This is a genomic window from Serratia fonticola, assembly GCF_001006005.1.
In the GTDB taxonomy this organism is placed as follows: domain Bacteria; phylum Pseudomonadota; class Gammaproteobacteria; order Enterobacterales; family Enterobacteriaceae; genus Chania; species Chania fonticola.
The window spans coordinates 5716300-5738741 of sequence record NZ_CP011254.1; the positions used below are offsets into that span (position 1 = coordinate 5716300).

Annotated in this window: 15 protein-coding genes; 6 read left to right on the forward strand and 9 right to left on the reverse strand. The window is 53.2% G+C overall.

What is annotated here, in order from left to right; translation table 11 throughout:
- Positions 1-13 precede the first annotated feature (13 nt).
- On the reverse strand, positions 14-2887 hold the full coding sequence (gene rcsC, locus WN53_RS25440; RefSeq protein WP_046808381.1) for a two-component system sensor histidine kinase RcsC: 2874 nt from the start codon (positions 2885-2887) through the stop codon (positions 14-16).
- Positions 2888-3058: 171 nt separating this feature from the next.
- The gene (gene gyrA / locus WN53_RS25445) at positions 3059-5710 is read right to left on the reverse strand and encodes a DNA topoisomerase (ATP-hydrolyzing) subunit A (protein ID WP_024485995.1); all 2652 of its coding nucleotides are present in this window, start codon (positions 5708-5710) and stop codon (positions 3059-3061) included.
- A 237-nt stretch (positions 5711-5947) separates the two neighbouring features.
- Here gyrA and ubiG point away from each other — a divergent pair, with 237 nt between their 5' ends.
- The 4 genes from ubiG to yfaE all read left to right on the forward strand — a co-directional run bounded on the left by ubiG (position 5948) and on the right by yfaE (position 10857).
- Positions 5948-6673, forward strand: a complete 726-nt coding sequence (gene ubiG, locus WN53_RS25450) for a bifunctional 2-polyprenyl-6-hydroxyphenol methylase/3-demethylubiquinol 3-O-methyltransferase UbiG (RefSeq protein ID WP_021178493.1) — start codon at positions 5948-5950, stop codon at positions 6671-6673.
- 432 nt (positions 6674-7105) lie between these two features.
- A complete protein-coding gene (gene nrdA / locus WN53_RS25455) occupies positions 7106-9394 on the forward strand; it encodes a class 1a ribonucleoside-diphosphate reductase subunit alpha (RefSeq protein ID WP_024485994.1) in 2289 nt (762 codons plus the stop codon).
- Between the two features lie 71 nt (positions 9395-9465).
- Positions 9466-10596, forward strand: coding sequence for a class Ia ribonucleoside-diphosphate reductase subunit beta (nrdB, locus tag WN53_RS25460; protein WP_024485993.1), 1131 nt, complete (start codon positions 9466-9468; stop codon positions 10594-10596).
- A complete protein-coding gene (yfaE, locus tag WN53_RS25465) occupies positions 10597-10857 on the forward strand; it encodes a class I ribonucleotide reductase maintenance protein YfaE (RefSeq protein WP_021805960.1) in 261 nt (86 codons plus the stop codon).
- A 550-nt stretch (positions 10858-11407) separates the two neighbouring features.
- Here yfaE and WN53_RS25470 read toward each other — a convergent pair.
- The 6 genes from WN53_RS25470 to WN53_RS25495 form a co-directional block, all read right to left on the reverse strand.
- Complete coding sequence (locus WN53_RS25470; protein WP_024485992.1) at positions 11408-12106, reverse strand: DUF1120 domain-containing protein; 699 nt, start codon at positions 12104-12106, stop codon at positions 11408-11410.
- Between the two features lie 139 nt (positions 12107-12245).
- Entirely contained in the window at positions 12246-12800 is a 555-nt protein-coding gene (locus WN53_RS25475; protein ID WP_024485991.1) for a DUF1120 domain-containing protein, read from the reverse strand.
- Between the two features lie 21 nt (positions 12801-12821).
- A complete protein-coding gene (locus WN53_RS25480; RefSeq protein WP_024485990.1) occupies positions 12822-15176 on the reverse strand; it encodes a fimbrial biogenesis usher protein in 2355 nt (784 codons plus the stop codon).
- A 95-nt stretch (positions 15177-15271) separates the two neighbouring features.
- Positions 15272-15961 carry a fimbria/pilus chaperone family protein gene (locus tag WN53_RS25485; protein ID WP_037412960.1) on the reverse strand — a complete coding sequence of 230 codons (690 nt, stop codon included), beginning with the start codon at positions 15959-15961 and terminating at the stop codon, positions 15272-15274.
- 201 nt (positions 15962-16162) lie between these two features.
- Positions 16163-16861 (reverse strand): DUF1120 domain-containing protein, encoded by a 699-nt coding sequence (locus tag WN53_RS25490; protein WP_024485988.1) that lies wholly within the window; start codon positions 16859-16861, stop codon positions 16163-16165.
- Positions 16862-17405: 544 nt separating this feature from the next.
- Entirely contained in the window at positions 17406-18602 is a 1197-nt protein-coding gene (locus tag WN53_RS25495) for a nicotinamide mononucleotide deamidase-related protein YfaY (protein WP_024485849.1), read from the reverse strand.
- 245 nt (positions 18603-18847) lie between these two features.
- Between WN53_RS25495 and tyrP the strand changes: the two genes are divergently transcribed.
- On the forward strand, positions 18848-20056 hold the full coding sequence (gene tyrP / locus WN53_RS25500) for a tyrosine transporter TyrP (protein WP_021805972.1): 1209 nt from the start codon (positions 18848-18850) through the stop codon (positions 20054-20056).
- Positions 20057-20106: 50 nt separating this feature from the next.
- Here the strand turns inward: tyrP and WN53_RS25505 are convergent, their stop codons facing one another.
- Positions 20107-20646, reverse strand: a complete 540-nt coding sequence (locus WN53_RS25505; RefSeq protein WP_024485848.1) for a YfaZ family outer membrane protein — start codon at positions 20644-20646, stop codon at positions 20107-20109.
- Between the two features lie 335 nt (positions 20647-20981).
- On the opposite strand from WN53_RS25505, the gene katA reads away from it, so the two are divergent.
- Positions 20982-22418 (forward strand): catalase KatA, encoded by a 1437-nt coding sequence (katA, locus tag WN53_RS25510; RefSeq protein WP_021805973.1) that lies wholly within the window; start codon positions 20982-20984, stop codon positions 22416-22418.
- Positions 22419-22442: the final 24 nt, after the last annotated feature.

The window sequence follows — 22442 nt, forward strand, 5'->3', positions numbered from 1 at the left end:
CGCCCTTTAGTATTTATACCGTTTGCGACTCAGCCCTAAGCCGCCGTACCCGTTGACTGTAATAGCCCAGCGACTGCTCCAGCGTCTCCAGCGTGACCGGTTTCGACAGGCAGTTATCCATCCCGGCCTCAAGACAGCGCTGTTTCTCTTCTGCCAGCGCATTAGCCGTTACGCCAATCACCGGGGCAATGAAATTCGACTGGCGCAGGCAACGTGTCAATTCATAGCCATCCATATTCGGCATATTGACGTCAGTCAATACAATATCCACCGCATTGCGTTCCAGTACGCTGAGCGCATCGACACCATCATTGGCGGTAATCACCTGATAGCCCAACGATGACAGCTGATCGGACAGCAAGCGCCGGTTGATCGGGTGATCGTCCACCACCAGCAGGCGAATATCCCCGTTATCGGCACTATTGGCCTTAACCGGTAACGGCAGTTGCACCAACGCCTTATCGCTTTCGGTAACCACGCCAAACAACCGGTTCAACAGCAGGATGGCATCCCGTGGCGTGGAGGTACTATGCAGCCAGTAACCCGGGTGCGTTTCCAATGACGGTCCGATGTGCGCAATGGAGAATTCAATCTGTGCCAACAGCGGGGTATCCACCTGCAAAGGATAATCGCTGAGCAGAACATCCCCTGCTGCGGTTTGCTGCCCCTCATAACGTAATACCGTGGCACCGAAGCCGCCAAGGATCGCCTGCAGATAGCTTTCCAACCGCTGATTACGAATTTGCAGCCACAGGTTTTTGCCCTGCCAGGTATCGCTGGCCTGCGGCGTCGGGAACTGCGCCCCAAACAACGGAATGCGAATGGTAAACAGGCTGCCGAGGCCAGGCTCGGACTCCACCGCGATATCACCGTCCATCAGGTTGATCAGTTTTTCACAAATCGCCAGCCCAAGCCCAGTGCCCTGGAAATGGCGCTGCACCCCGCTGCCAACCTGGAAGAAGGGATCAAACAGGCGCAGGACCTCTTTTTCTGGAATGCCGACGCCGGTATCGCGAACGCTGAACTCCAGATAGCTGTCACGGGTGCAGACCTGCAGGATGATACAGCCGGTGTCGGTAAACTTGATGGCGTTATTCAATAGGTTAGACAAGACCTGCTGCAAACGCACGGGATCGCCATTGATACGTTCAGGCACACCTTGTTCAATAAAACAGTACAAACCGAGCCGCTTTTTCACCACCAGCGGCAAGTAGTTGCCCGCAATGTGAGTAATGACTTCGAGGCAAGAAAACTCACGGGGTTCTATCTTCAACTGCTCCGACTCAATCTTGGAGAAGTCCAGGATGTCGCTGATGATCTTCAGCAACAGCCCCGAGGAGTTGTTCATCGCATTGACCAGGCGATCGACTCCTTGCGGCAACGCCTTGGTCTGCAGCAGATCCAGGTTACCGATAATCCCGTAGAGCGGCGTGCGCAGCTCATGGCTGACAGTGGCCAGGAACATCGATTTGGACTGGCTGGCCTGCTCTGCCGCCGCGGCCATTTCCTGCAGCGACTCTTCCATTTTGACGCGAGCACTAACGTCAACCAGCACGCAGATAGCCACGTCCTCATTGCGGTAACGGGAATGGACAAAGCTGATTTGCAGATTGTTGTTATTACTGGTCATCACATCTACAAAGTTGACCTGCTGTTCGCAGATAATGCGTGTAATACGATCCCGATCCTCGTTGGTCAACAGGTTGATATAGTTATGCGCCAGTTCATTACTCAGGATGTTGGTACCATCACTGATGCGCAGAATGCAGATACCCACCGGCGCCGAAGCCACGATTTTGCGGTTGAACTGTTCATGCTCCTCCAACCGGAAGGCATTCTCTTCCGCTGGCAGGAACATTTTGCGTTCGAACAACCACGCCAGGCTGAACAACACCACTGCCGACAACAGGTTAAGCAGCACCGCATTGAGGATCAGTACCTTGAAGCGCTCCACCACGCTCTTCACCGGCAATGAATACACGATGCTGAGCGACGAAGGAGGCAGCGCCTTCTTCATGATTAGATCCTGGTAACTGTCGACATAGCCAAAATAGGTGTGTTCCTGCGGATAAACATTGAGCGAAGAGGCGTAGCGATCGCCATTGGCCAGTCGCAGCACCGATTCGTTGTTCTCATCCAGCAGATTAACCCCCACCGGCAAGTTGCTGGTGGTGACAAAGTCCTCCAGGCGGATCGTCTGTTCAATCCCCAGCAGCGCTTCCAGCTTGTTGCCGACATAGACCGGCGTCATCACATACAGATAACCTACATCAGGCCGCTGCTGGCTGGGGCTGATCCAGTAAAGGTTATTGTCTTTCTCCGCGCTGTTGGCAGCGTTACGGTATTTAAGGATGCGCTCATGGAGCGCCTTGAGCACGTTTTGCCGATCGGTGATGCCGTTGCTGCTACCGAACTCCGTCATGCACAGGCTGTCACTGCCGATAAAAAACACCCGGTTCAGATCATAGGCCGCGACAAAGTTTTCTTTCCAGTATTGGATCAGACTGTTTAACGAGGTGATCGAGTCACGGTAGTTGGAATTCAGCGCACAGTTGGATTCCGGGTACAGTGGCTTCATCTCCGGCTGGCTGTCTTTGCCATTCATCATGCCGGTGAACAGCTCGAGGCTCCCTACCGTGCCGTTGAGGCGGTTTTCCGCCATGTATTTGATGTCGCGGATGATATCCGCCGAGTGGCGAATGTAGCCCTGAGCCTGGTCAAAGTTGAGATTATATTCCTGCCTGATATCCGATTCTTTCTCATGCACGATATCCAGGATATAAAACGTGGTCAGCAGCGCACCCAGCGACCACAGCATGAACGCCAGCACCCGAAACAGATAGCGGGAAATTTTTAACGTGGTACGGAAAGAGGCTAAGTATTTCAAGCAGGTACCATGCCAGAGTAAGAGGTGACGAGCATAATCATAGCAAAACAACGATCCCGTGCAGCATCGACAAGTGATTACAGCAATTAAACCATACAACTGAAAAAGGGCCTAGCATCGCTGCCAAGCCCTTTTTGATCCACCCAGATTATACGGCCAGGGCCGTGCTATTTAGGCGTTCTCGTCATCCACATCGTCTACGGCGCCGGTATCCTCATCACCCTCATCGAGTGGTGTGGTATCTTCTTCCGCTTCTTCTGCGCCCGGTTCAAGGCTATCAAGCTCTTCATCTTCAACCGGTTCAGCGACGCGCTGCAGGCCGACGACGTTCTCGTCTTCCGCAGTACGGATCAGGGTAACACCCTGGGTGTTACGGCCAACCACGCTGACTTCCGCGACACGGGTACGCACCAGCGTGCCTGCATCGGTGATCATCATGATTTGGTCGGTAGTTTCTACCTGCACTGCCCCAACAACCTGGCCATTACGCTCGCTGACCTTGATGGAGATAACCCCTTGGGTCGCACGCGATTTGGTCGGATATTCCGTTACCGCAGTACGCTTGCCGTAGCCGTTCTGCGTCACGGTAAGGATATCGCCTTCACCGCGTGGAACAATCAGCGAAACTACACGATCGCCTTCGCCGAGGTTGATACCGCGTACGCCGGTAGCGGTACGGCCCATCGAGCGCACCTGCCCTTCAGGGAAGCGCACCACTTTACCGTTGGCAGAGAACAGCATCACTTCGTTGCTGCCGTCGGTCAGGTCAACACCAATCAGCTCGTCACCCTCGTTGAGGTTAACGGCGATGATGCCAGCGCTGCGTGGGCGGCTGAACTCGGTCAATGCGGTTTTCTTCACGGTACCGCTAGCGGTAGCCATGAACACATGGCGGCCTTCTTCGTATTCACGTACCGGTAGAATGGCGGTGATACGCTCGTTGGCTTCCAGCGGCAACAGGTTGACGATTGGCCGGCCACGTGCTCCACGGCTGGCTTCAGGCAGTTGATACACCTTCATCCAGTACAGGCGACCACGGCTGGAGAAGCACAGGATCGTGTCGTGGGTGTTGGCCACCAGCAGACGATCGATAAAGTCTTCTTCTTTAATACGGGCGGCTGACTTGCCTTTACCACCGCGACGCTGCGCTTCATAGTCGGTCAGAGGCTGATACTTCACGTAGCCCTGATGCGACAATGTCACGACCACATCTTCCTGGTTGATCAGGTCTTCGATGTTGATATCAGACGTGTTGGCGGTAATTTCGGTACGGCGAGCGTCACCGAACTGATCGCGCATGGCCACCAGTTCTTCACGGATCACTTCCATCAAGCGGTCTGGGTTTTCCAGAATAAAGATCAGCTCAGCGATGATGTTCAGCAGCTCTTTATACTCGTCCAGCAGCTTCTCGTGCTCCAGGCCGGTCAGTTTCTGCAAGCGCAGATCCAGGATCGCCTGGGCCTGTTGCTCGGTCAGGTAATATTTACCGTCACGGATACCGAACTCTGGCTCCAGCCACTCTGGGCGTGCAGCGTTGTCACCGGCACGTTCCAGCATCGCCCCAACGTTACCCAAATCCCAAGGTTGCGCGATTAACGCAATCTTCGCTTCTGCCGGAGTCGGCGCGCGGCGGATCAGTTCGATAATCGGGTCGATGTTGGCCAACGCAATGGCTAACGCTTCCAGGATATGGGCGCGGTCGCGGGCTTTACGCAGTTCGAAAATGGTACGGCGGGTCACCACTTCACGGCGGTGGCGCACAAATGCACGCAGAATATCTTTCAGGTTCAGCAACTTTGGCTGGCCCTGATGCAGTGCCACCATGTTGATACCGAAGGTGACCTGTAGCTGAGTCAGCGAATACAGGTTATTCAGCACCACTTCACCCACGGCGTCACGTTTGACTTCAATCACGATGCGCATGCCGTCTTTATCAGACTCGTCACGCAGCGCGCTGATGCCTTCAACGCGTTTCTCTTTCACCAGCTCGGCAATTTTCTCGATCAGGCGCGCTTTATTCACCTGATAAGGAATTTCATGCACGATGATGGTTTCGCGGCCGGTTTTAGCGTCCGCCTCTACCTCGGCACGGGCGCGGAGATACACTTTGCCACGGCCGGTACGGTAGGCTTCTTCAATACCACGACGGCCATTGATGATTGCCGCCGTCGGGAAGTCCGGGCCTGGGATGTGTTCCATCAGCCCTTCAATGCTGATGTTTTCATCCTCGATATAGGCCAGACAGCCATTAATAACTTCAGACAGGTTATGCGGCGGAATGTTGGTCGCCATGCCCACAGCGATACCAGACGAGCCGTTGACCAGCAGGTTCGGGATCTTGGTTGGCATAACGGCCGGGATCTGCTCGGTACCGTCATAGTTTGGCACGAAGTCGACGGTCTCTTTTTCCAGATCCGCCAGCAGTTCGTGGGCGATTTTCGACATGCGAACTTCGGTATAACGCATTGCTGCGGCGGAGTCGCCGTCCACAGAACCGAAGTTACCCTGGCCGTCCACCAACATGTAACGCAACGAAAACGGTTGGGCCATACGGACGATCGTGTCATACACCGCGCTGTCACCATGCGGGTGATACTTACCGATCACGTCCCCAACGACACGGGCCGATTTCTTGTATGGTTTATTCCAGTCGTTACCCAGTACATTCATCGCGTACAGAACGCGGCGGTGCACCGGCTTCAGTCCATCACGAACATCTGGCAACGCACGGCCGACAATAACGGACATCGCGTAATCCAGATACGAGCTTTTCAGCTCTTCTTCGATATTTACCGGTGTGATTTCTCTGGCAAGGTCGCTCATGGAGCTGCTATCCCTCATACTGAATGATTCATCTGCCTTGGCGTAGTGCCAAAGGTGTAAAACTATATCACAAAGCGCGCTTTACGGGGAAATTACCGGCACTGTTTCACTGAAATGTGCTGCCCTGCGGGCGAAAATTGCCTCGATAACAATTGCCTCGATAACAACAGCGCTGCGCCAAGCGTACCGGAACATGTATAATCTGCACCATAAGAGAACCAGGAGCTAATAACGCCCATGAATGCTGAATCATCCCGTCACGCGCCAAACGTTGATCACCAGGAAATCGCCAAATTTGAAGCTGTCGCCTCGCGCTGGTGGGATCTGGAAGGTGAGTTCAAGCCGCTGCATCGGATCAATCCGCTGCGTCTGAATTATATCATGCAGCGCGCAGGAGGCATTTTTGACAAACAAGTGCTCGACGTTGGCTGCGGCGGCGGCATTCTGGCAGAGAGCATGGCACGTGAAGGTGCGTTGGTGACCGGGCTGGATATGGGGGCAGAACCGCTCCAGGTGGCGCGACTGCATGCGCTGGAAAGCGGTATGCAGGTGACCTACGTGCAAGAAACGGTAGAAAGCCATGCGCAAGCTCATCCACAACAGTATGACATCGTCACCTGTATGGAGATGCTCGAGCACGTCCCAGACCCGGCCTCCGTCGTGCGGGCCTGTGCACATCTGGTCAAACCGGGCGGCCACGTGTTCTTCTCCACCATCAACCGCAATACCAAAGCCTGGCTGATGGCGGTCATCGGCGCTGAATACGTGCTCAAGATGGTGCCACAGGGCACCCATGATCATAAGAAGTTCATCCGCCCTTCTGAACTGATCGGTTGGGTCGACGGCACCGAGCTGCGTGAAAAACATATCATCGGCCTGCATTACAACCCGATCACCGACCATTTCAAGCTGGGCCGCAACGTTGATGTGAACTACATGGTGCATACCCAGCATCAGGGTTGAAACTGCCATAACGTACCGGGGGCGATGTTTCCGCCGCCGGTGCAACTAAGCGTATAAGATAAATACCTATTTATCCGTTTTCGATCAAAAAAGCCGATCTAAACCGTTTTTAAGAATATAAAAGCAGATCAATATGCGGTTTTTTTCTAACGTTTAATAAAGCGGCAAACGATCGGGATTTTCACAAAATCAGCAAAATCTCATCGCGCTTATTGACAACCTTGCCACCCCAGATAGGGCGCGCACTAGGAACAATTGGTAACATTTCACCCCCAAGTTATCCACAAGATCGGCAGGTTTTGTTCACTTGCAAACCCACCGTTTTATCACTATCTTGTTACCTCACCGACATACACCCCCTATATATAGTGTTTACATACTGAGCAGAGCGACTACACTTTCTGCTTAGGGGAATCTCACGGACAGGTAAAAATGAACCAAAGCCTACTTGTAACTAAACGCGATGGCAGTAAAGAGCGCATCAACCTCGACAAAATCCACCGAGTCATCGACTGGGCCGCGGAAGGTTTAAACAACGTCTCGGTCTCTCAAGTAGAGTTACGTTCACATATTCAGTTTTATGACGGCATCAAAACCGCCGATATTCATGAAACCATCATCAAGGCTGCAGCCGATCTGATCTCCCGTGACGCACCGGACTATCAGTATCTGGCCGCTCGCCTCGCCATCTTCCATCTGCGTAAAAAAGCTTACGGTCAGTTTGAGCCGCCGAAGCTGCTCGACCACGTTGCACGCATGGTGGAGATGGGCAAATACGATAAACATCTGCTGGAAGACTACACCACTGAAGAGTTCGAGCAGATGGACTCCTTTATCGATCACTGGCGTGATATGAACTTCTCCTACGCTGCCGTGAAGCAGTTGGAAGGGAAATATCTGGTGCAGAACCGCGTCAGCGGCGAGATTTATGAGAGCGCCCAGTTCCTGTATATCCTGGTAGCCGCGTGCCTGTTCTCCAACTACCCGCGCGCCACCCGTCTGGACTACGTAAAACGTTTCTATGACGCGATCTCCACCTTCAAGATTTCACTGCCTACGCCGATCATGTCTGGCGTGCGCACCCCAACCCGCCAATTCAGCTCTTGCGTGCTGATCGAGTGTGGTGACAGCCTGGATTCCATCAACGCCACCTCCAGCGCCATTGTGAAATACGTTTCACAGCGTGCTGGTATCGGTATCAATGCTGGCCGTATCCGTGCCTTGGGTAGCCCAATTCGTGGCGGTGAAGCCTTCCATACCGGCTGTATCCCGTTCTACAAACACTTCCAGACCGCGGTGAAATCCTGCTCTCAGGGTGGCGTACGTGGTGGTGCAGCCACACTGTTCTACCCAATGTGGCATCTGGAAGTTGAAAGCCTGCTGGTGCTGAAAAACAACCGTGGGGTTGAAGGCAACCGCGTGCGTCACATGGACTACGGTGTGCAGCTCAACCGCCTGATGTATCAGCGCCTGATCAAGAATGAAGACATCACCCTGTTCAGTCCGTCTGACGTCCCAGGGCTGTACGACGCGTTCTTTGCCGATCAGGACGAGTTCGAGCGTCTCTACACCCTGTATGAGAAAGACAGCAGCATTCGTCAGCAGCGTGTGAGAGCGGTAGAGCTGTTCTCACTGATGATGCAGGAACGTGCTTCTACTGGCCGTATCTACATCCAGAACGTCGACCACTGCAACACCCACAGCCCGTTCGATCCGCAGATCGCCCCGGTACGCCAGTCAAACCTGTGCCTGGAAATCGCTCTGCCGACCAAACCGCTGGATGACGTTAACGACGAAAACGGCGAAATCGCGCTGTGTACGCTGTCAGCATTCAACCTGGGCGCGATTGAGAGCCTGGACGATCTGGAAGAGCTGGCGACGCTGGCCGTGCGTGCGCTCGACGCCCTGCTGGATTATCAGGATTACCCGATCAAAGCCGCTCACCGTGGCGCGATGGGTCGCCGTACCTTGGGTATCGGTGTGATCAACTTCGCCTATTACCTGGCGAAGAACGGCGTACGCTATTCCGACGGCAGCGCCAACAACCTGACCCACAGAACCTTCGAAGCGATCCAGTACTACCTGCTGAAAGCCTCGAACCGTCTGGCTCAGGAGCAAGGGGCTTGCCCGTGGTTCAATGAAACCACCTATGCGCAAGGCATCTTGCCAATCGACACTTACAAGAAAGATTTAGACGCGATCTGTAGCGAACCCCTGCATTACGACTGGGAAAGCCTGCGTAAAGAGATCAAAGAGACCGGCCTGCGCAACTCAACGCTGTCTGCCTTGATGCCGTCGGAAACCTCGTCGCAGATCTCCAATGCCACCAACGGCATTGAGCCACCACGCGGCCATATCAGTATCAAAGCGTCCAAAGACGGCATTCTGCGCCAGGTCGTTCCTGAGTATGAGCGTCTGAAAAATGACTACGAACTGCTGTGGGAATTACCCAATAACGACGGTTACCTGCAACTGGTTGGCCTGATGCAGAAATTTATCGATCAGTCGATCTCGGCGAACACCAACTATGACCCAACCCGTTTCCCGGGTGGCAAGGTGCCGATGAAGCAGTTGTTGAAAGATCTGCTCACCACCTACAAGTTCGGTGTCAAAACGCTGTATTATCAGAACACCCGCGACGGTGCAGATGATATCCAGGAAGACATGCAGCCTGCTCAGGGCGGCGATGACGACTGTGAAGGCGGCGCCTGCAAGATCTAACGTTTGACACAGCGGGCCGGAACTCTTCCGGCCCCTTTACTTTTCAGCTCGGCACTAATGGATCCAAGCTCATGGCTTACACTACTTTTTCTCAAAACAAAAACAACCAGTTGCTTGAGCCGATGTTCTTCGGCCAGTCGGTCAACGTGGCGCGTTTCGACCAGCAAAAACATGAAATCTTTGAAAAGCTGATCGAAAAGCAGCTCTCCTTCTTCTGGCGTCCTGAAGAGGTTGACGTCGCGCGCGATCGTATCGACTATCAAGCGCTGCCGGAACACGAGAAGCACATCTTCATCAGCAACCTGAAGTATCAGACCTTGCTGGATTCCATCCAGGGCCGTAGCCCTAACGTGGCGTTTCTGCCGCTGATCTCCATTCCGGAGCTGGAAACCTGGATCGAAACCTGGTCATTCTCAGAGACCATTCACTCGCGTTCTTACACCCATATCATTCGTAACATCGTTAACGATCCGTCGGTGGTGTTCGACGATATCGTCACCAACGAGGAGATCCTCAAGCGGGCAAAAGATATCTCCGGCTACTACGACGATCTGATCGAAATGACCAGCTACTATCATCTGCTGGGTGAAGGCACACATCAGGTCAATGGGAAAACGGTGACCGTTAACCTGCGCGCCATCAAAAAGCAGTTGTATCTGTGCCTGATGAGCGTCAACGCGCTGGAGGCCATTCGTTTCTACGTTAGCTTCGCCTGTTCGTTTGCTTTCGCCGAGCGTGAGCTGATGGAAGGCAATGCCAAAATCATCAAGCTGATCGCCCGCGATGAAGCCCTGCACCTGACCGGTACGCAACATATCCTGAACCTGATGCGCTCAGGCGCCGATGACCCAGAGATGGCTGAAATCGCCGTGGAATGCCAGCAACAGTGCTATGACCTGTTCGTCCTGGCGGCACAGCAAGAGAAAGAGTGGGCCGAATATCTGTTCCGCGACGGCTCCATGATTGGCCTGAACAAAGACATCCTGTGCCAGTATGTGGAATACATTACCAATATCCGCATGCAGGCCGTCGGCCTGGGTTCACCGTTCCCGACTCGCTCCAACCCAATCCCGTGGATCAACGCCTGGCTGGTGTCGGATAACGTGCAGGTGGCTCCGCAGGAGGTGGAAGTCAGCTCTTACCTGGTCGGCCAGATTGACTCTGAAGTCAACGCTGACGACCTGAGTGATTTCGAGCTGTAAGTGGCTGCACCAACCATCACGCTGCGTGCCACCGGTACGCAGCTCTCCTGCCCCGAAGGTGAGAAATGCCTGCTCGACGTGCTGGAACTGCATGAGGTGGAGGTGGAATACCAATGCCGCTCCGGCTATTGCGGTGCCTGCCGAGTGAAATTACTGAAGGGTGAGGTCGCTTACCACCAGCAGCCGTTGGCATTTATCAATCACGGCGAGATCCTGCCCTGCTGCTGTATGCCCGCCATGGATATCGAATTAGAAATTTAACCACGCAAAATAATCTTCAATCACTGGGATACCCTAAGAATTTCAAGTTGCAGCTAGGCGGCAAAGGTGTGAATCCCCAGGAGCTTACGTTTAGTAAGTGACTGGGGTGAGCACCTGCAGCCAACAACGCTGCAGCTTGAAAGGCGACGGGTATCATTACCAAAACTGTAATGTATACAGTTAGTAACGCGTAGAGCGCATGTTTTTTATACATGGCTTGCCTCCTTGCTGTGAAGGGGCTACCATAACGGTGTCTAGGCGTTATTGGTTGCCCCATTCTGAGTTAACGTCAGTTTGGGGCTTTCAACTTTCCGCCTTGCCACACAATGCCCAAGACGAAAAGTCTCAAGCACCCGCAAAGAGTGTAACAACACAATCCCACAGCGAATACCCCTTATATTGTTATGATCCATAAGGGATATATCACCGCTATCAACAAGTTTCTCTGCGGTAATGTCGACCATTCTCAGCCTACTGCTTCTGCCGCAAACCTGGCCGCCATTCAGCCAACGATGCAGAAAATCCAGCACCAGGACAATACCCCTATAGTTTACAGGTAGTGCAGGCTTAGAGTGGTGTTAGTGTTAAAGTTGACAACGTCTTTCAGCTCTTCCACAACTTTAACGTTAAGTGCCGCCGAGACCGTCATAATACCTGAGATATTAGTGGCTTCCTGTGGTGCGGCGTCTTTCCCCCAACCATGGAACACGGAGCCATCCTGATACATCAAATGCTCGGCGGTGCCAGAAACCGCGCTCCAGCTACTGCCGCCATTTTTGGAGGAGATAAGCTCGGCATCTTTGCTATCCAGGGTGGCACTTGCCAGCATCACGGTAAAATAGCCGATGTCTTCACCCTCAAGCGCCCCTAGGGATGCAAGTTGTCCAGGTTCAGCACGCAGCGCTTTGTCGGTATCACTGAGGTAGCTAACAACACCCATCGTCGGATTGCCAGAAACAGGGGTGTCCGCCTGTGCAGATAGCGCCACTTTGGCTGCCGATTTACATTGAATATTAAAACCAACAGGCTTATAGCCTAACTGATAGGCATTTTGATTTTTAGTTTGTTCTTGCAGCTCGTTTTTTTTCAAATTACCGAAGTCAACAGAACCATCAACAGAGATGGCACACGCGGAAGGAAATACTGCCCCCTTCACCGTAATTTGAGCCGTTTCCGCCGCCATCGCAGTCAAGGAACACGCCGAAGTAGCGATGGCAAGGGTCAGAGCTGTAATTTTAAACATATTCATTTAAGTACCATTTTTCAGATTAACTAACATTAACCATCCCTAGACTGGATACCTCTTCCATAACAAAAACAGGCGCAGCATGCAGCACCCCTACACCGTGAGCCTATTGGAGTTTGTCGGCAGCCTCAGGCGATATCGACTATTGCCGAGCTTCAAACCTCACTTGGCCGTCCATCTCCGTCAGATCGCGGATCCGGCCCTCATCTCCTGCTGCGGGAAAATCCAGGCGCAACTGCACTATCAGCAGATGAGTCTCCTTCCCGGCGTCCCCTGTTGCGAGCGTGGTAATCTGGCTGCCAGGAGACAGCAGAACCGATGAACCCGACGATAGCTGCCTTTCTCCCTGCAGCACAGAACTCAGCCTCAGCCCTGTGTCACTACCGTCATACTGCGCAGTCAGCAGCGTCAGTGTCATGCTGCCCGCAACGCCAAAGCGAAAGTGTTGTCCCCCCTCATCCGGCGTGCCATCAATCAGCAACGTGATCGGCCCCGTCCCCACACACTCAGCGGCGACTGTCATCTCTTGCTGGGTAAACAACGTTCCTGCATTGGCAACATGGATCTGTTTGCCCAGTTGGATCTCGGGGCGTGATACCACCACCTGACAGTTCTGTGCCATAGCGTCTGGAGTAACAAGCCACAGCACAGTGATAAGCTTCAATCCCCGGATTAATGTGATAACTTTCTGTTTCACACGCCCACCCTGGTTCTACGGTTAACTGCATTGTGCGGTGACATTTTCATAGGCCTCCCCCTTTAGCGCCTTTTCCGGTACGGAATAATGCAGACTGCATTGCTGCTCCTGCCAACGCGCCATCAGCGGGCGTTTATCGTTCAGATCGGTAAGAAACACCGTGCCTGCATCTACCGCCGTGGTCACATAACTACCGTCTTGCGCAATAATGGCGCTGCCTTTCGGCAACGGCGATCCATCCATCAGCTTCACCTTCAACAACCCGTTGCGCGTCTGCTGCAAAATAAAATGGGTATCGGTTACCGCTCCGTGCCCCGCCACAACTTGCCGCAAACCATTGCTGACATCGGTATTTGCTGGCAATTGTTCCGTGTTCAACTCTATCCGGCCTGCTGCGTAAGCGGGTAGCCCAGGAACCACCGCCTTACCCCGCCAGTCAGTCCATACTTTTCCCCGTGGGGTGTTGATTTCTACCCCACTGACCGCAGGCTCCACCGTCACTACGCCAAAAGTGTCGTTAATCTTATGCGGTGAGAACACCACACCTTCCTGATGAACTACGATGCCGCCAGACAACGTGCCGGAGTAGTTGCGGGTATGATCGGTCGCAGCGTATCCATATAACCCGGCAGTGGTGTAGTGCAGGTTGCCGTTCAGGCTGCCTGACAGGCTGGTATCGCGTTGCTGTTTCATACTGTGCTCTGTCGCCAATGACCAGTTGCTGTTATCCGTCAGGACACCGCTCGTTTGCATGCCTACAGCCGCTGAATCTGGGGTATGTCGATAATGGCTACCGATTACCTGTCCACCCAGTGGAAAACTGAGGTTTACAAACAGGCTGTCGCGGTCGGTATTGCGGCACCGATAAGATGCATGGCAGTTTCGTACACTTCGGCTCTGGCGCTGCCAGTTCACTGAGGCGTTTACAAAACCAAAATTGCGGTTCCAGGTGGCCATCAGGCGCCGAGTATCACCGCCATTATCCCCCTGACGGGTCTGGCTGGCAGAGAGCGAAATATGGCCCAGTGTCGTTTGGTACCAATTCATCCGCAGACCTGCACTGGTGCGGCTGTAAGGGCTATCAGTGAGGGAAACCGAGTCCGTCAGTTCCCGATAGCCGGGAGAATATAGGGTGATATCACCACCAAATCCGAGATTCAGTGGCGCTTGCCAGTTCACCGAAGCCGTGCTCTTTGCCCCCTGTCGGTTATGGTTGCGATCCTGGCTCAGCGCGGCGGACAGGCCTAGAGAGACTTCTTGACGCGGACTGACGGTGAGCCCCACACCGCTGCCCAGATAACCAGAGGCGATAATTGACCCGCCCTCCAGCAATATCCGCTGGGAAAGCGCCCGCCCATCAGACAGGCTGGCCACCCAGGGCCGCTCATAGTTCTGGCTGACGCTGTCCGCACGTAGGCGTCCCAACGCCAACGACCAGGTTTCCGGTGCCTTTGGTACCAAACTGCGAAATGATGCCGCAGTGATGGTGTAAGCCTCTTCCTGCCCGCCCGGGGTTATCACCCTGAGTTGCAGGTCACTGGTGGAGTTCAATACAGGGAGCTCCGTCAGCGTAAAGGGACCGGCCGGCACCAGCGTGGAATAAATCAGGATCCCGCTTTGACGGACCTCCACCCTTGACTGGTCTGCCCGGGCAATACCGCGCACCTGTGCCCCCTCTCCCTGGCTGCTCAGCGCAGACTGTGGGATCAGTTGCATCCCATCGATGGACGCACCAGACAGGAGATTATTGGAAAAGTTGATTTGCCCGGCCTGCAACAATTGCTTTCTATCCACCAGGGTTTTCTGTGCGTATACATACGCATTGTCGAAGGTAAAGCCACCCGCGCTGCTCTGGCGCAGGTTATGCGCACCGCGCACCATCCAGTCACCCGCATTAAAACCGCTTTCCAGATTCAGGTAGCTGTTGCTTGAATGGTTACCGTACGAGGAAAAATAGGAACGGTAAGCGGAATAGTTCAGCAAGCCAGCCGTGCCACCTTGCTGGAAATGCGCCAGGTCATTTGCCTTCTCCACCGCTTCCGGTGGCACCACAATATGCACTTCTTGAGTGGCGGGAAGTAGGGAGACCGTAGCGGTCGGCCAGACGTCGGTAAGTTGCGGGCAAGTATCTGCGTCCGCCCTATCCTGCCGCAGTGGCGGATCCAATCGGATACCGGCAGACGCAAAAAAGGCTTCATCCGCACACACTTCACCACTGTGACCAAATGCCAGTCTCTGCATGCCTCGGCTGGCGCCATTGACCTCTAGCTCCACATCGGTAATACCAGGCGTAAAGCGCGCCCCTTGTGCAAAGTAGGCAGCAGTAGACGGATCGATACCCAACGCCTTCAGCCGACTTTCACTGAAGTTGGTCAATTTGGCCCCTTCTGCTGGTACGGGGCCCCCCCAGCAAACCAGTAAAATGGCTGAGATCAGTAATGAATGGCGGGTTGTCTTCATGGTATGAGTAATTATTTGCCGCTCAGAGGAGCAGTCTGTACACCTACACCAAACCCGTAACGAGTCACAGGGGAGAACTCCACTCGCTGCTGGCTACTGAGACGGGTACTGGCAGGTGCGGTGACCACCAGGGTTTCGCCAGGCAGGATATAACTCTTGTTCAGGGACAGCACATTACCTGCGGGTTGTAGTTTGACCTGCGGGGTCAGGCGCACCACATGGCGACCCGTGTTGGTGACTTTCAGGCTGTTTGCGCTAACGGACCAGTCCAAATCGGTCCACATATCGCGTTTAGCACTCAACCCCTTTGGTACAATAATCACCGGCAGATCCTGACGCACGCTAACGGACACTTGGCTGTTATCCGTAGTCCGTTCAGTCACGCCTTCAAAATATACGCGCTTGATATGTTCGCTCTGCAACGGAGTATCGGTATTCAACACAAAGCGGACGCGTTGGGACTGGCCTGGCTCCAAACGAGCTACTGGCTGGGTCACAATCAGGCGAGGAGTGGGATCGTCAGGTAATTCAACGATTCTGGTATACAACAGCACCGGAACTTTTTCCGTATTTTTAACATTAATGCTGCCGCCCTTCTGTGCCTCGTCAATAATGACCGCCGAAGATTCAGGTAATACGCCAGAGGCGTGAGACTGAGTAGAAAAAATGGATAACGCGACCAGTAATAAACTGCACAGCACCCAATCTGATTTTAAATTTCGATCCCCATAATAAGACTGAGCAACCAGTAATAACGTATTGGAGATTATTCGCTTGACGGAAGTAAAATAAGCGGAAAATTGACAGCGCATGACAAACACACCTTACAGAAAACAGTATTGATAAAATAACAGCGGGTAAACATTGTCTGGCAGGCAACTGCCAGACAAGACACCGAGGGTTTACAGGTACTGTAGGCTTAGGGTTGTGCTGCTGTTAAAGTTGAGGACTTCTTTCATGTCATCGATAAAACGAGCATCAATGGCAGCAGAGATATTGATAACACCAGAGATATTGGTTGCTTCCTGTGGTGTGTTGTCTTTCCCCCAACTATAAAATGCAGAGCCATCCTGATACATCACATGCTCATCTGCACCAGAGACCGCTTGCCAATCATTGCCATTATCTTGGGAAAAAATCAGCTCGGAATTTTTGTCATCCAAATTTGCACTTACCAACGCAGTGGTAAAATAGCCGATGTCATGCCCCTCAATCACTCCCAGATTGCCCAAGTGTTCGGTTTTGGTATGAGACGTTTTTTCAGTCTCATTAACGTAGCTCACAACACCTACCGTGCTCGGACCAGAGGGCGGAATATCAGCCTGTGTAGATAACGCCACTTTTGCTGCAGAGTTACATTGAATATCAAAATTAACGGGCTTATAGCCTAACTGGTAAGCATTGAGGACTTTGCTTTTTTCTTTCAGTTCATTTTCGGTCAAATTGCCGAAGTCTGCCGAGCCAGCAACAGAGATGGAACATGCGGTAGGAACGATGGACCCTTTCACCATAATTTGGGCCGTTTCCGCTGCCATCACAGGAAGGGAAACGGCAGAAGTAGCCAGAATAAGGGGCAGCGTTGTAAGTTTAAACAATTTCATTTAAATACCATTCTTAAGATCAACTAACCTTGACCATCCCTATCCCGGATACTTCTTCCATGAAAAAACAACAAACAAACATCTAATTCCGAATTTTTTGATTTTTTTGAAATAAAAAACTGAGAGGAAAAATGAGGGGCGGAATGGTAAATCACCAACACTGGCTTTTGGAAGACATGAATCCAAGTAAATTTCTGTCGTTTGATAGGCAATAACTATAAATAATAAAAAGTTAATAAAAAAACGTAAATAATTAACTTATAATTTTTAATTAATATTGATAATCAACAAGTTACCCGTGTACATGTCAAAAAACACGCGCACAATAATAAAACAAAAAAGCAACAATGAATCAGGGAAATATCAGCGCTATCAACCCGTTTCTCTCCGGTAATAGCAACTATTTCCAGCTAGCCGTTGCTCGGCGATAGAGGATACCAGTGAAGATTTGCAGAAATGGAAGGGATCGCACATGTTCGACCGTAGGGGACCGCCCGCTTGACTGCATGAGGCCCCCTAGGTTTTGAACCTGCTGAGGAATGTTCTACTCGATAATTTCCACAATTTCCAACCAGCCGTTTTTGCCGCAAACCTGGCCGCCATTCAACCAGCGGCGCAGCATATCCAGCGCCAGCATCGCGACCGACTCCTGGCGTAAACGCAGGCTATGACGTGATGCACGATAGCTCACCGTCTGACCAATACCGCCTTTTGGCGTATGCAAGGCAACGCTGACACGATCCCCTGCCATGGCGCTAACGGCCAACGCTAACTGCGCGCCGGTGAGCTGAGCCAAAGACTGAGCACGCGCCAGCACTGTTGCCAGCGTCTCGGAGCAATGTGCGGGTAACAGTTCGCCTCCGGCCAGCGGGGCCGCTTCGCTCTGCAACTGCAGGTTGATTAGCCCGGCGGTAAATTGCTCGCTCAGCGCCAACGTCAAGTTCTGCTGCTGTAAGCGTTGCGTTAGCTCTGCCGGTAGCCCTGCCGTACCTTCAAAAATCGTATTGTCACCCGCAACCTGCCGCACTCGCTGCCAGGCTTGTTCCATCGCGGCACGCTGAGCCTGTGGGCCAGTCAACTTCAGTTCAATAATCGGGCTGGAAGAGCGATAGCCCAGTACGACGCCCGGCGGCAAAGGCATGCCGTCCAGTTCAGCAGCCAAGTCGCTTTCCGAAGTCCCGAAGGTGGTAAGGCGAAGACAAAGCGGCGGCTCAGGTAGAGTAAAGCCTTGGCGCAGGCGTGGCAGGATCTGCTCTTCTACCATCACTTTAAATTCGGAAGGCACACCCGGTGTAAAGAACATCCGGCACTTATTCAGCGTTAAGGCAAAGCCGCAGGCGGTACCTACACGGTTATCCAGCATTTCCGCATTAGCCGGGATCTGTGCCTGTTTACGGTTGGAAGCCGCCATCGGACGGCCGCGCTCCGCAAAGTAGGCTTCCATACGGGCGATCCATTCGGGATGTTCGACCAGCTCGGTATCGCAAGCCTTTGCTGCCGCCAACGCGCTGAGATCGTCACTGGTTGGCCCCAGACCGCCATTGACGATCAGTACGTCGGCAATGTGGCTACGCTCCTGCAGGATTTCGATCAGAGAGGAGAGGCTATCCCCCACCGTTTCACGCCCACTCATCGGTAAACCTTGCTGGAACAGGTAATCAGCCAGCCAGGCGGCGTTGGTATCAATAATTTGCCCATGTAGCACTTCATCACCGGTGCTGAGCATCTCCACTCTTAACATTGATCTCTCCCTTATGTTCAGATCCCTCCACTATAGAAGCCTGTTAACAACTTTTCACTACGTACGGAACGATATTGTTGTTTAAAGGCATTTTTTATTATCCCTCTGCCCTTACCCCTGACTGTAAATTTAAGCGTACACCATACGTAACGCCGGTTTGACACAAAATCGGCAATCAACTATTCTGCCGCACTAAAAATAGGGTCCCGAAAACGCCCCTAAATCATCCAATAGCAGAGAAAAACGTGAAGAATCGCACGCTGGGCAGTGTTTTTATCGTGGCAGGCACCACCATTGGTGCAGGGATGCTGGCTATGCCCCTGGCAGCAGCGGGCGTAGGTTTTGGCGTAACGCTGGCACTGCTGGTTGGGCTGTGGTTATTAATGTGCTATACCGCGCTGTTGCTGGTCGAAGTTTATCAGCATGAGCAGGCGGACACCGGTCTGGGAACGCTGGCCAAACGTTATCTGGGCGGCGGCGGCCAGTGGCTTACCAGTTTCAGCATGATGTTCTTGATGTATGCGCTGACCGCAGCCTATATCAGCGGCGCTGGCGAACTGCTGGCTGTCAGCATCAGCCAGTGGACTTCTCAGGACTTCCCGACTTACCTCGGCGTACTGCTATTCACCCTGGTCGCAGGGGGGATCGTCTGCATCGGCACCCATTCGGTGGATCTGTTCAACCGTATTCTGTTTACCGCCAAGTCGATTTTCCTGATCGTCATGCTTGGCCTGATGATGCCGCACATCCAGCAAACCAACCTGCTGACGCTCCCGCTGGAGCAAGGGCTGGCGCTCTCGGCCATCCCGGTGATCTTCACTTCGTTTGGTTTCCACGGCAGCGTACCCAGCATCGTCAACTATATGGGCGGTAACATCCGCAAGCTGCGTTGGATCTTTATCATCGGCAGTGCCATCCCGTTAGTGGCTTATATCTTCTGGCAGTTGGCGACGCTGGGCAGCATCAGTTCCACCACCTTTGTCGGCATTCTGGCACAACAGGCCGGGCTGAACGGTTTACTGCAAGCGGTGCGTGACGTGGTTGCGTCGCCTCATGTCGAGCTGGCGGTGCACCTGTTTGCCGATTTGGCACTGGCAACCTCGTTCCTGGGGGTTTCACTCGGGTTGTTCGACTTCCTGGCCGATCTGTTCAAACGCCAGGATAACGTGCGGGGTCGTTTGCAGACCGGGGCCATCACCTTCCTGCCGCCATTGGCATTCGCACTGTTCTATCCACGCGGTTTTGTGCTGGCACTTGGGTTTGCGGCAATTGCGCTGTCCGTACTCGCCCTGCTGCTACCTTCATTGTTGGTCTGGAAAACTCGTCGGCGGCATCAGGCCAGCTATCGAGTCTGGGGCGGAACGCCAGCATTGGCGTTGGTGTTTGTCTGTGGGGTGGCAGTGATTGCCATTCAGATCAGCATCGCCAGCGGCCTGTTACCAGCCATTGGCTGACAGAAAAAATGGGCGCCGCATATGCGGCGCCCGTTTAATAACAGGCAGGATTAGAAACCCACGCCCACACCGATATAAGGGCCATCGGCTATCGCGTTGTCGCGGTTGCCGTCTTTACCTTCGATGTTGATGTAACGATAACCGACATCCACATTGAACGGACGCACGTTTAAGCGCACCCCGCCATTAGCTTCGTTGTAGGCTTTTGCCCCGCTGGTCAAAGACTCCGGCGCAAAATAGCCTTCGCCATACAGGCTGAGATAGCGGTTGAGGTCCCATTGCAGACCGCCTCCTAATGCCAATGCCCCACCATCTTTGCCATCTTTCGGGCTAAGATAAATGGCCTTGCCGCCCACGGTGGCCGTTAAAGGCCCAACCGGCAGGCCGAAGCTCAGCCCCAGGCTCCCGATGTCACCATCATGATCGCTACGGATCCAGTTGCCGCTGATCCCCAGGCCCGCTGTTGTGCCCCCCAAGCCGACGCCCAGGTTGGTGTAATGTTCCCCTGCCTCACCGCTCACGCTGATCGCATTGGCAGAGCCAGCCACAAACAGCAAACCTGCTGCGCACGCGACTAAAGTTTTGTTCATTATTGATCCTTTTCATTCTTCATCATCAAGGAGTGATGATGTCTGGCACCGGAAAAAATCCGCGGTAAGTGTAACTGAATTGTCATCAATTCCCGGCTAATTTAAAGCAATAAGCCGTTAATTTTTCAATAAACTGTAAACAAATGCCAATCAGTTACCCCAAAATTACAACGATAAGCGCTGCCTATTTGCCGAGGACTGAGAATAAGTCTACAACTAGTAGTGTCTTTGATGGAGGTCAGCAGAGCTGGCCTTTTCATTAGTTAATATGATGAAGATCTGCAGCACCCGAAACTAAGCTATCAACTTAACTGCAACACAGTAAGGAGCAATTGATGAGCAAGAAAGGATTAACTACCGCGGCTGGCGCGCCCGTTGTTGATAATAATAACGTGATCACCGCCGGCAAGCGCGGCCCGATGCTACTTCAAGACGTTTGGTTCCTGGAAAAACTGGCCCACTTTGACCGCGAAGTGATCCCAGAGCGTCGTATGCACGCCAAGGGGTCCGGAGCTTACGGCACCTTTACCGTCACCCACGATATAACCAAGTACACCCGCGCAAAAATCTTCTCTGAGATTGGTAAGCAAACCGAGATGTTCGTCCGCTTCTCTACCGTTGCCGGTGAGCGCGGGGCTGCCGACGCCGAACGTGATATCCGCGGCTTTGCCATGAAGTTCTATACCGAAGAAGGTAACTGGGATCTGGTCGGTAACGATACCCCGGTGTTCTACCTGCGCGATCCGCTGAAATTCCCTGACCTGAACCACGTAGTAAAACGCGATCCGCACACCAACCTGCGCAATCCGGTGTACAAATGGGACTTCTTCTCCCATCTGCCTGAATCACTGCACCAGTTGACCATCGACTTCAGCGACCGCGGCCTGCCTAAATCCTACCGTCATATGCACGGTTTCGGCAGCCATACCTTCAGTTTTATCAACGCCAATAACGAGCGTTTCTGGGTCAAATTCCACTTCCGCTGTGAGCAAGGCATCGAAAACCTGATGGACGATGAAGCAGAAGCCATCATCGCCAAAGATCGTGAAAGTTCGCAGCGCGATCTGTTCGATTCCATCAAGAACGGTGACTTCCCGCGCTGGAAACTGCAAATCCAGATCATGCCAGAGCATGAAGCGTCACAAACCCCGTATAACCCGTTTGACCTGACCAAAGTCTGGCCGCACGGCGACTACCCGCTGATCGATGTCGGCTTCTTCGAACTGAACCGCAACCCGGATAACTACTTCTCCGAAGTAGAACAAGTGGCCATGAACCCGGCTAACGTGGTGCCTGGCGTCAGCTTCTCCCCGGATAAAATGTTGCAGGGCCGTCTGTTCTCCTATGGCGATGCACACCGCTACCGCCTGGGCGTCAACCATCACCAAATCCCGGTCAACGGTGCCAAATGTCCGTTCCATAACTATCATCGCGATGGGGCTATGCGAGTGGATGGTAACAGCGGCAACGGCGCAACCTATGAGCCAAACAGCTTTGGGGTGTTCCAGGAGCAGCCAGATTTCAGCGAACCGCCATTGAGCATCGAAGGTGCCGCCGATCACTGGAATCATCGTGAAGACGACGATTACTACAGCCAACCGCGCGCGCTGTTCAATCTGCTGAGTGCCGAGGAGCACCAACGTATGTTCACCCGTATCGCCGGTGAGTTGTCGCAGGTGCCAGAACAGATCCAACGTCGTCAGGTTGAGTTGTTCACCAAAGTACATCCCGATTACGGTAACGGCGTAGCCAAGGCCTTGGGCCTGAAATAATTTTTTACACCAATAGCAAGGCCG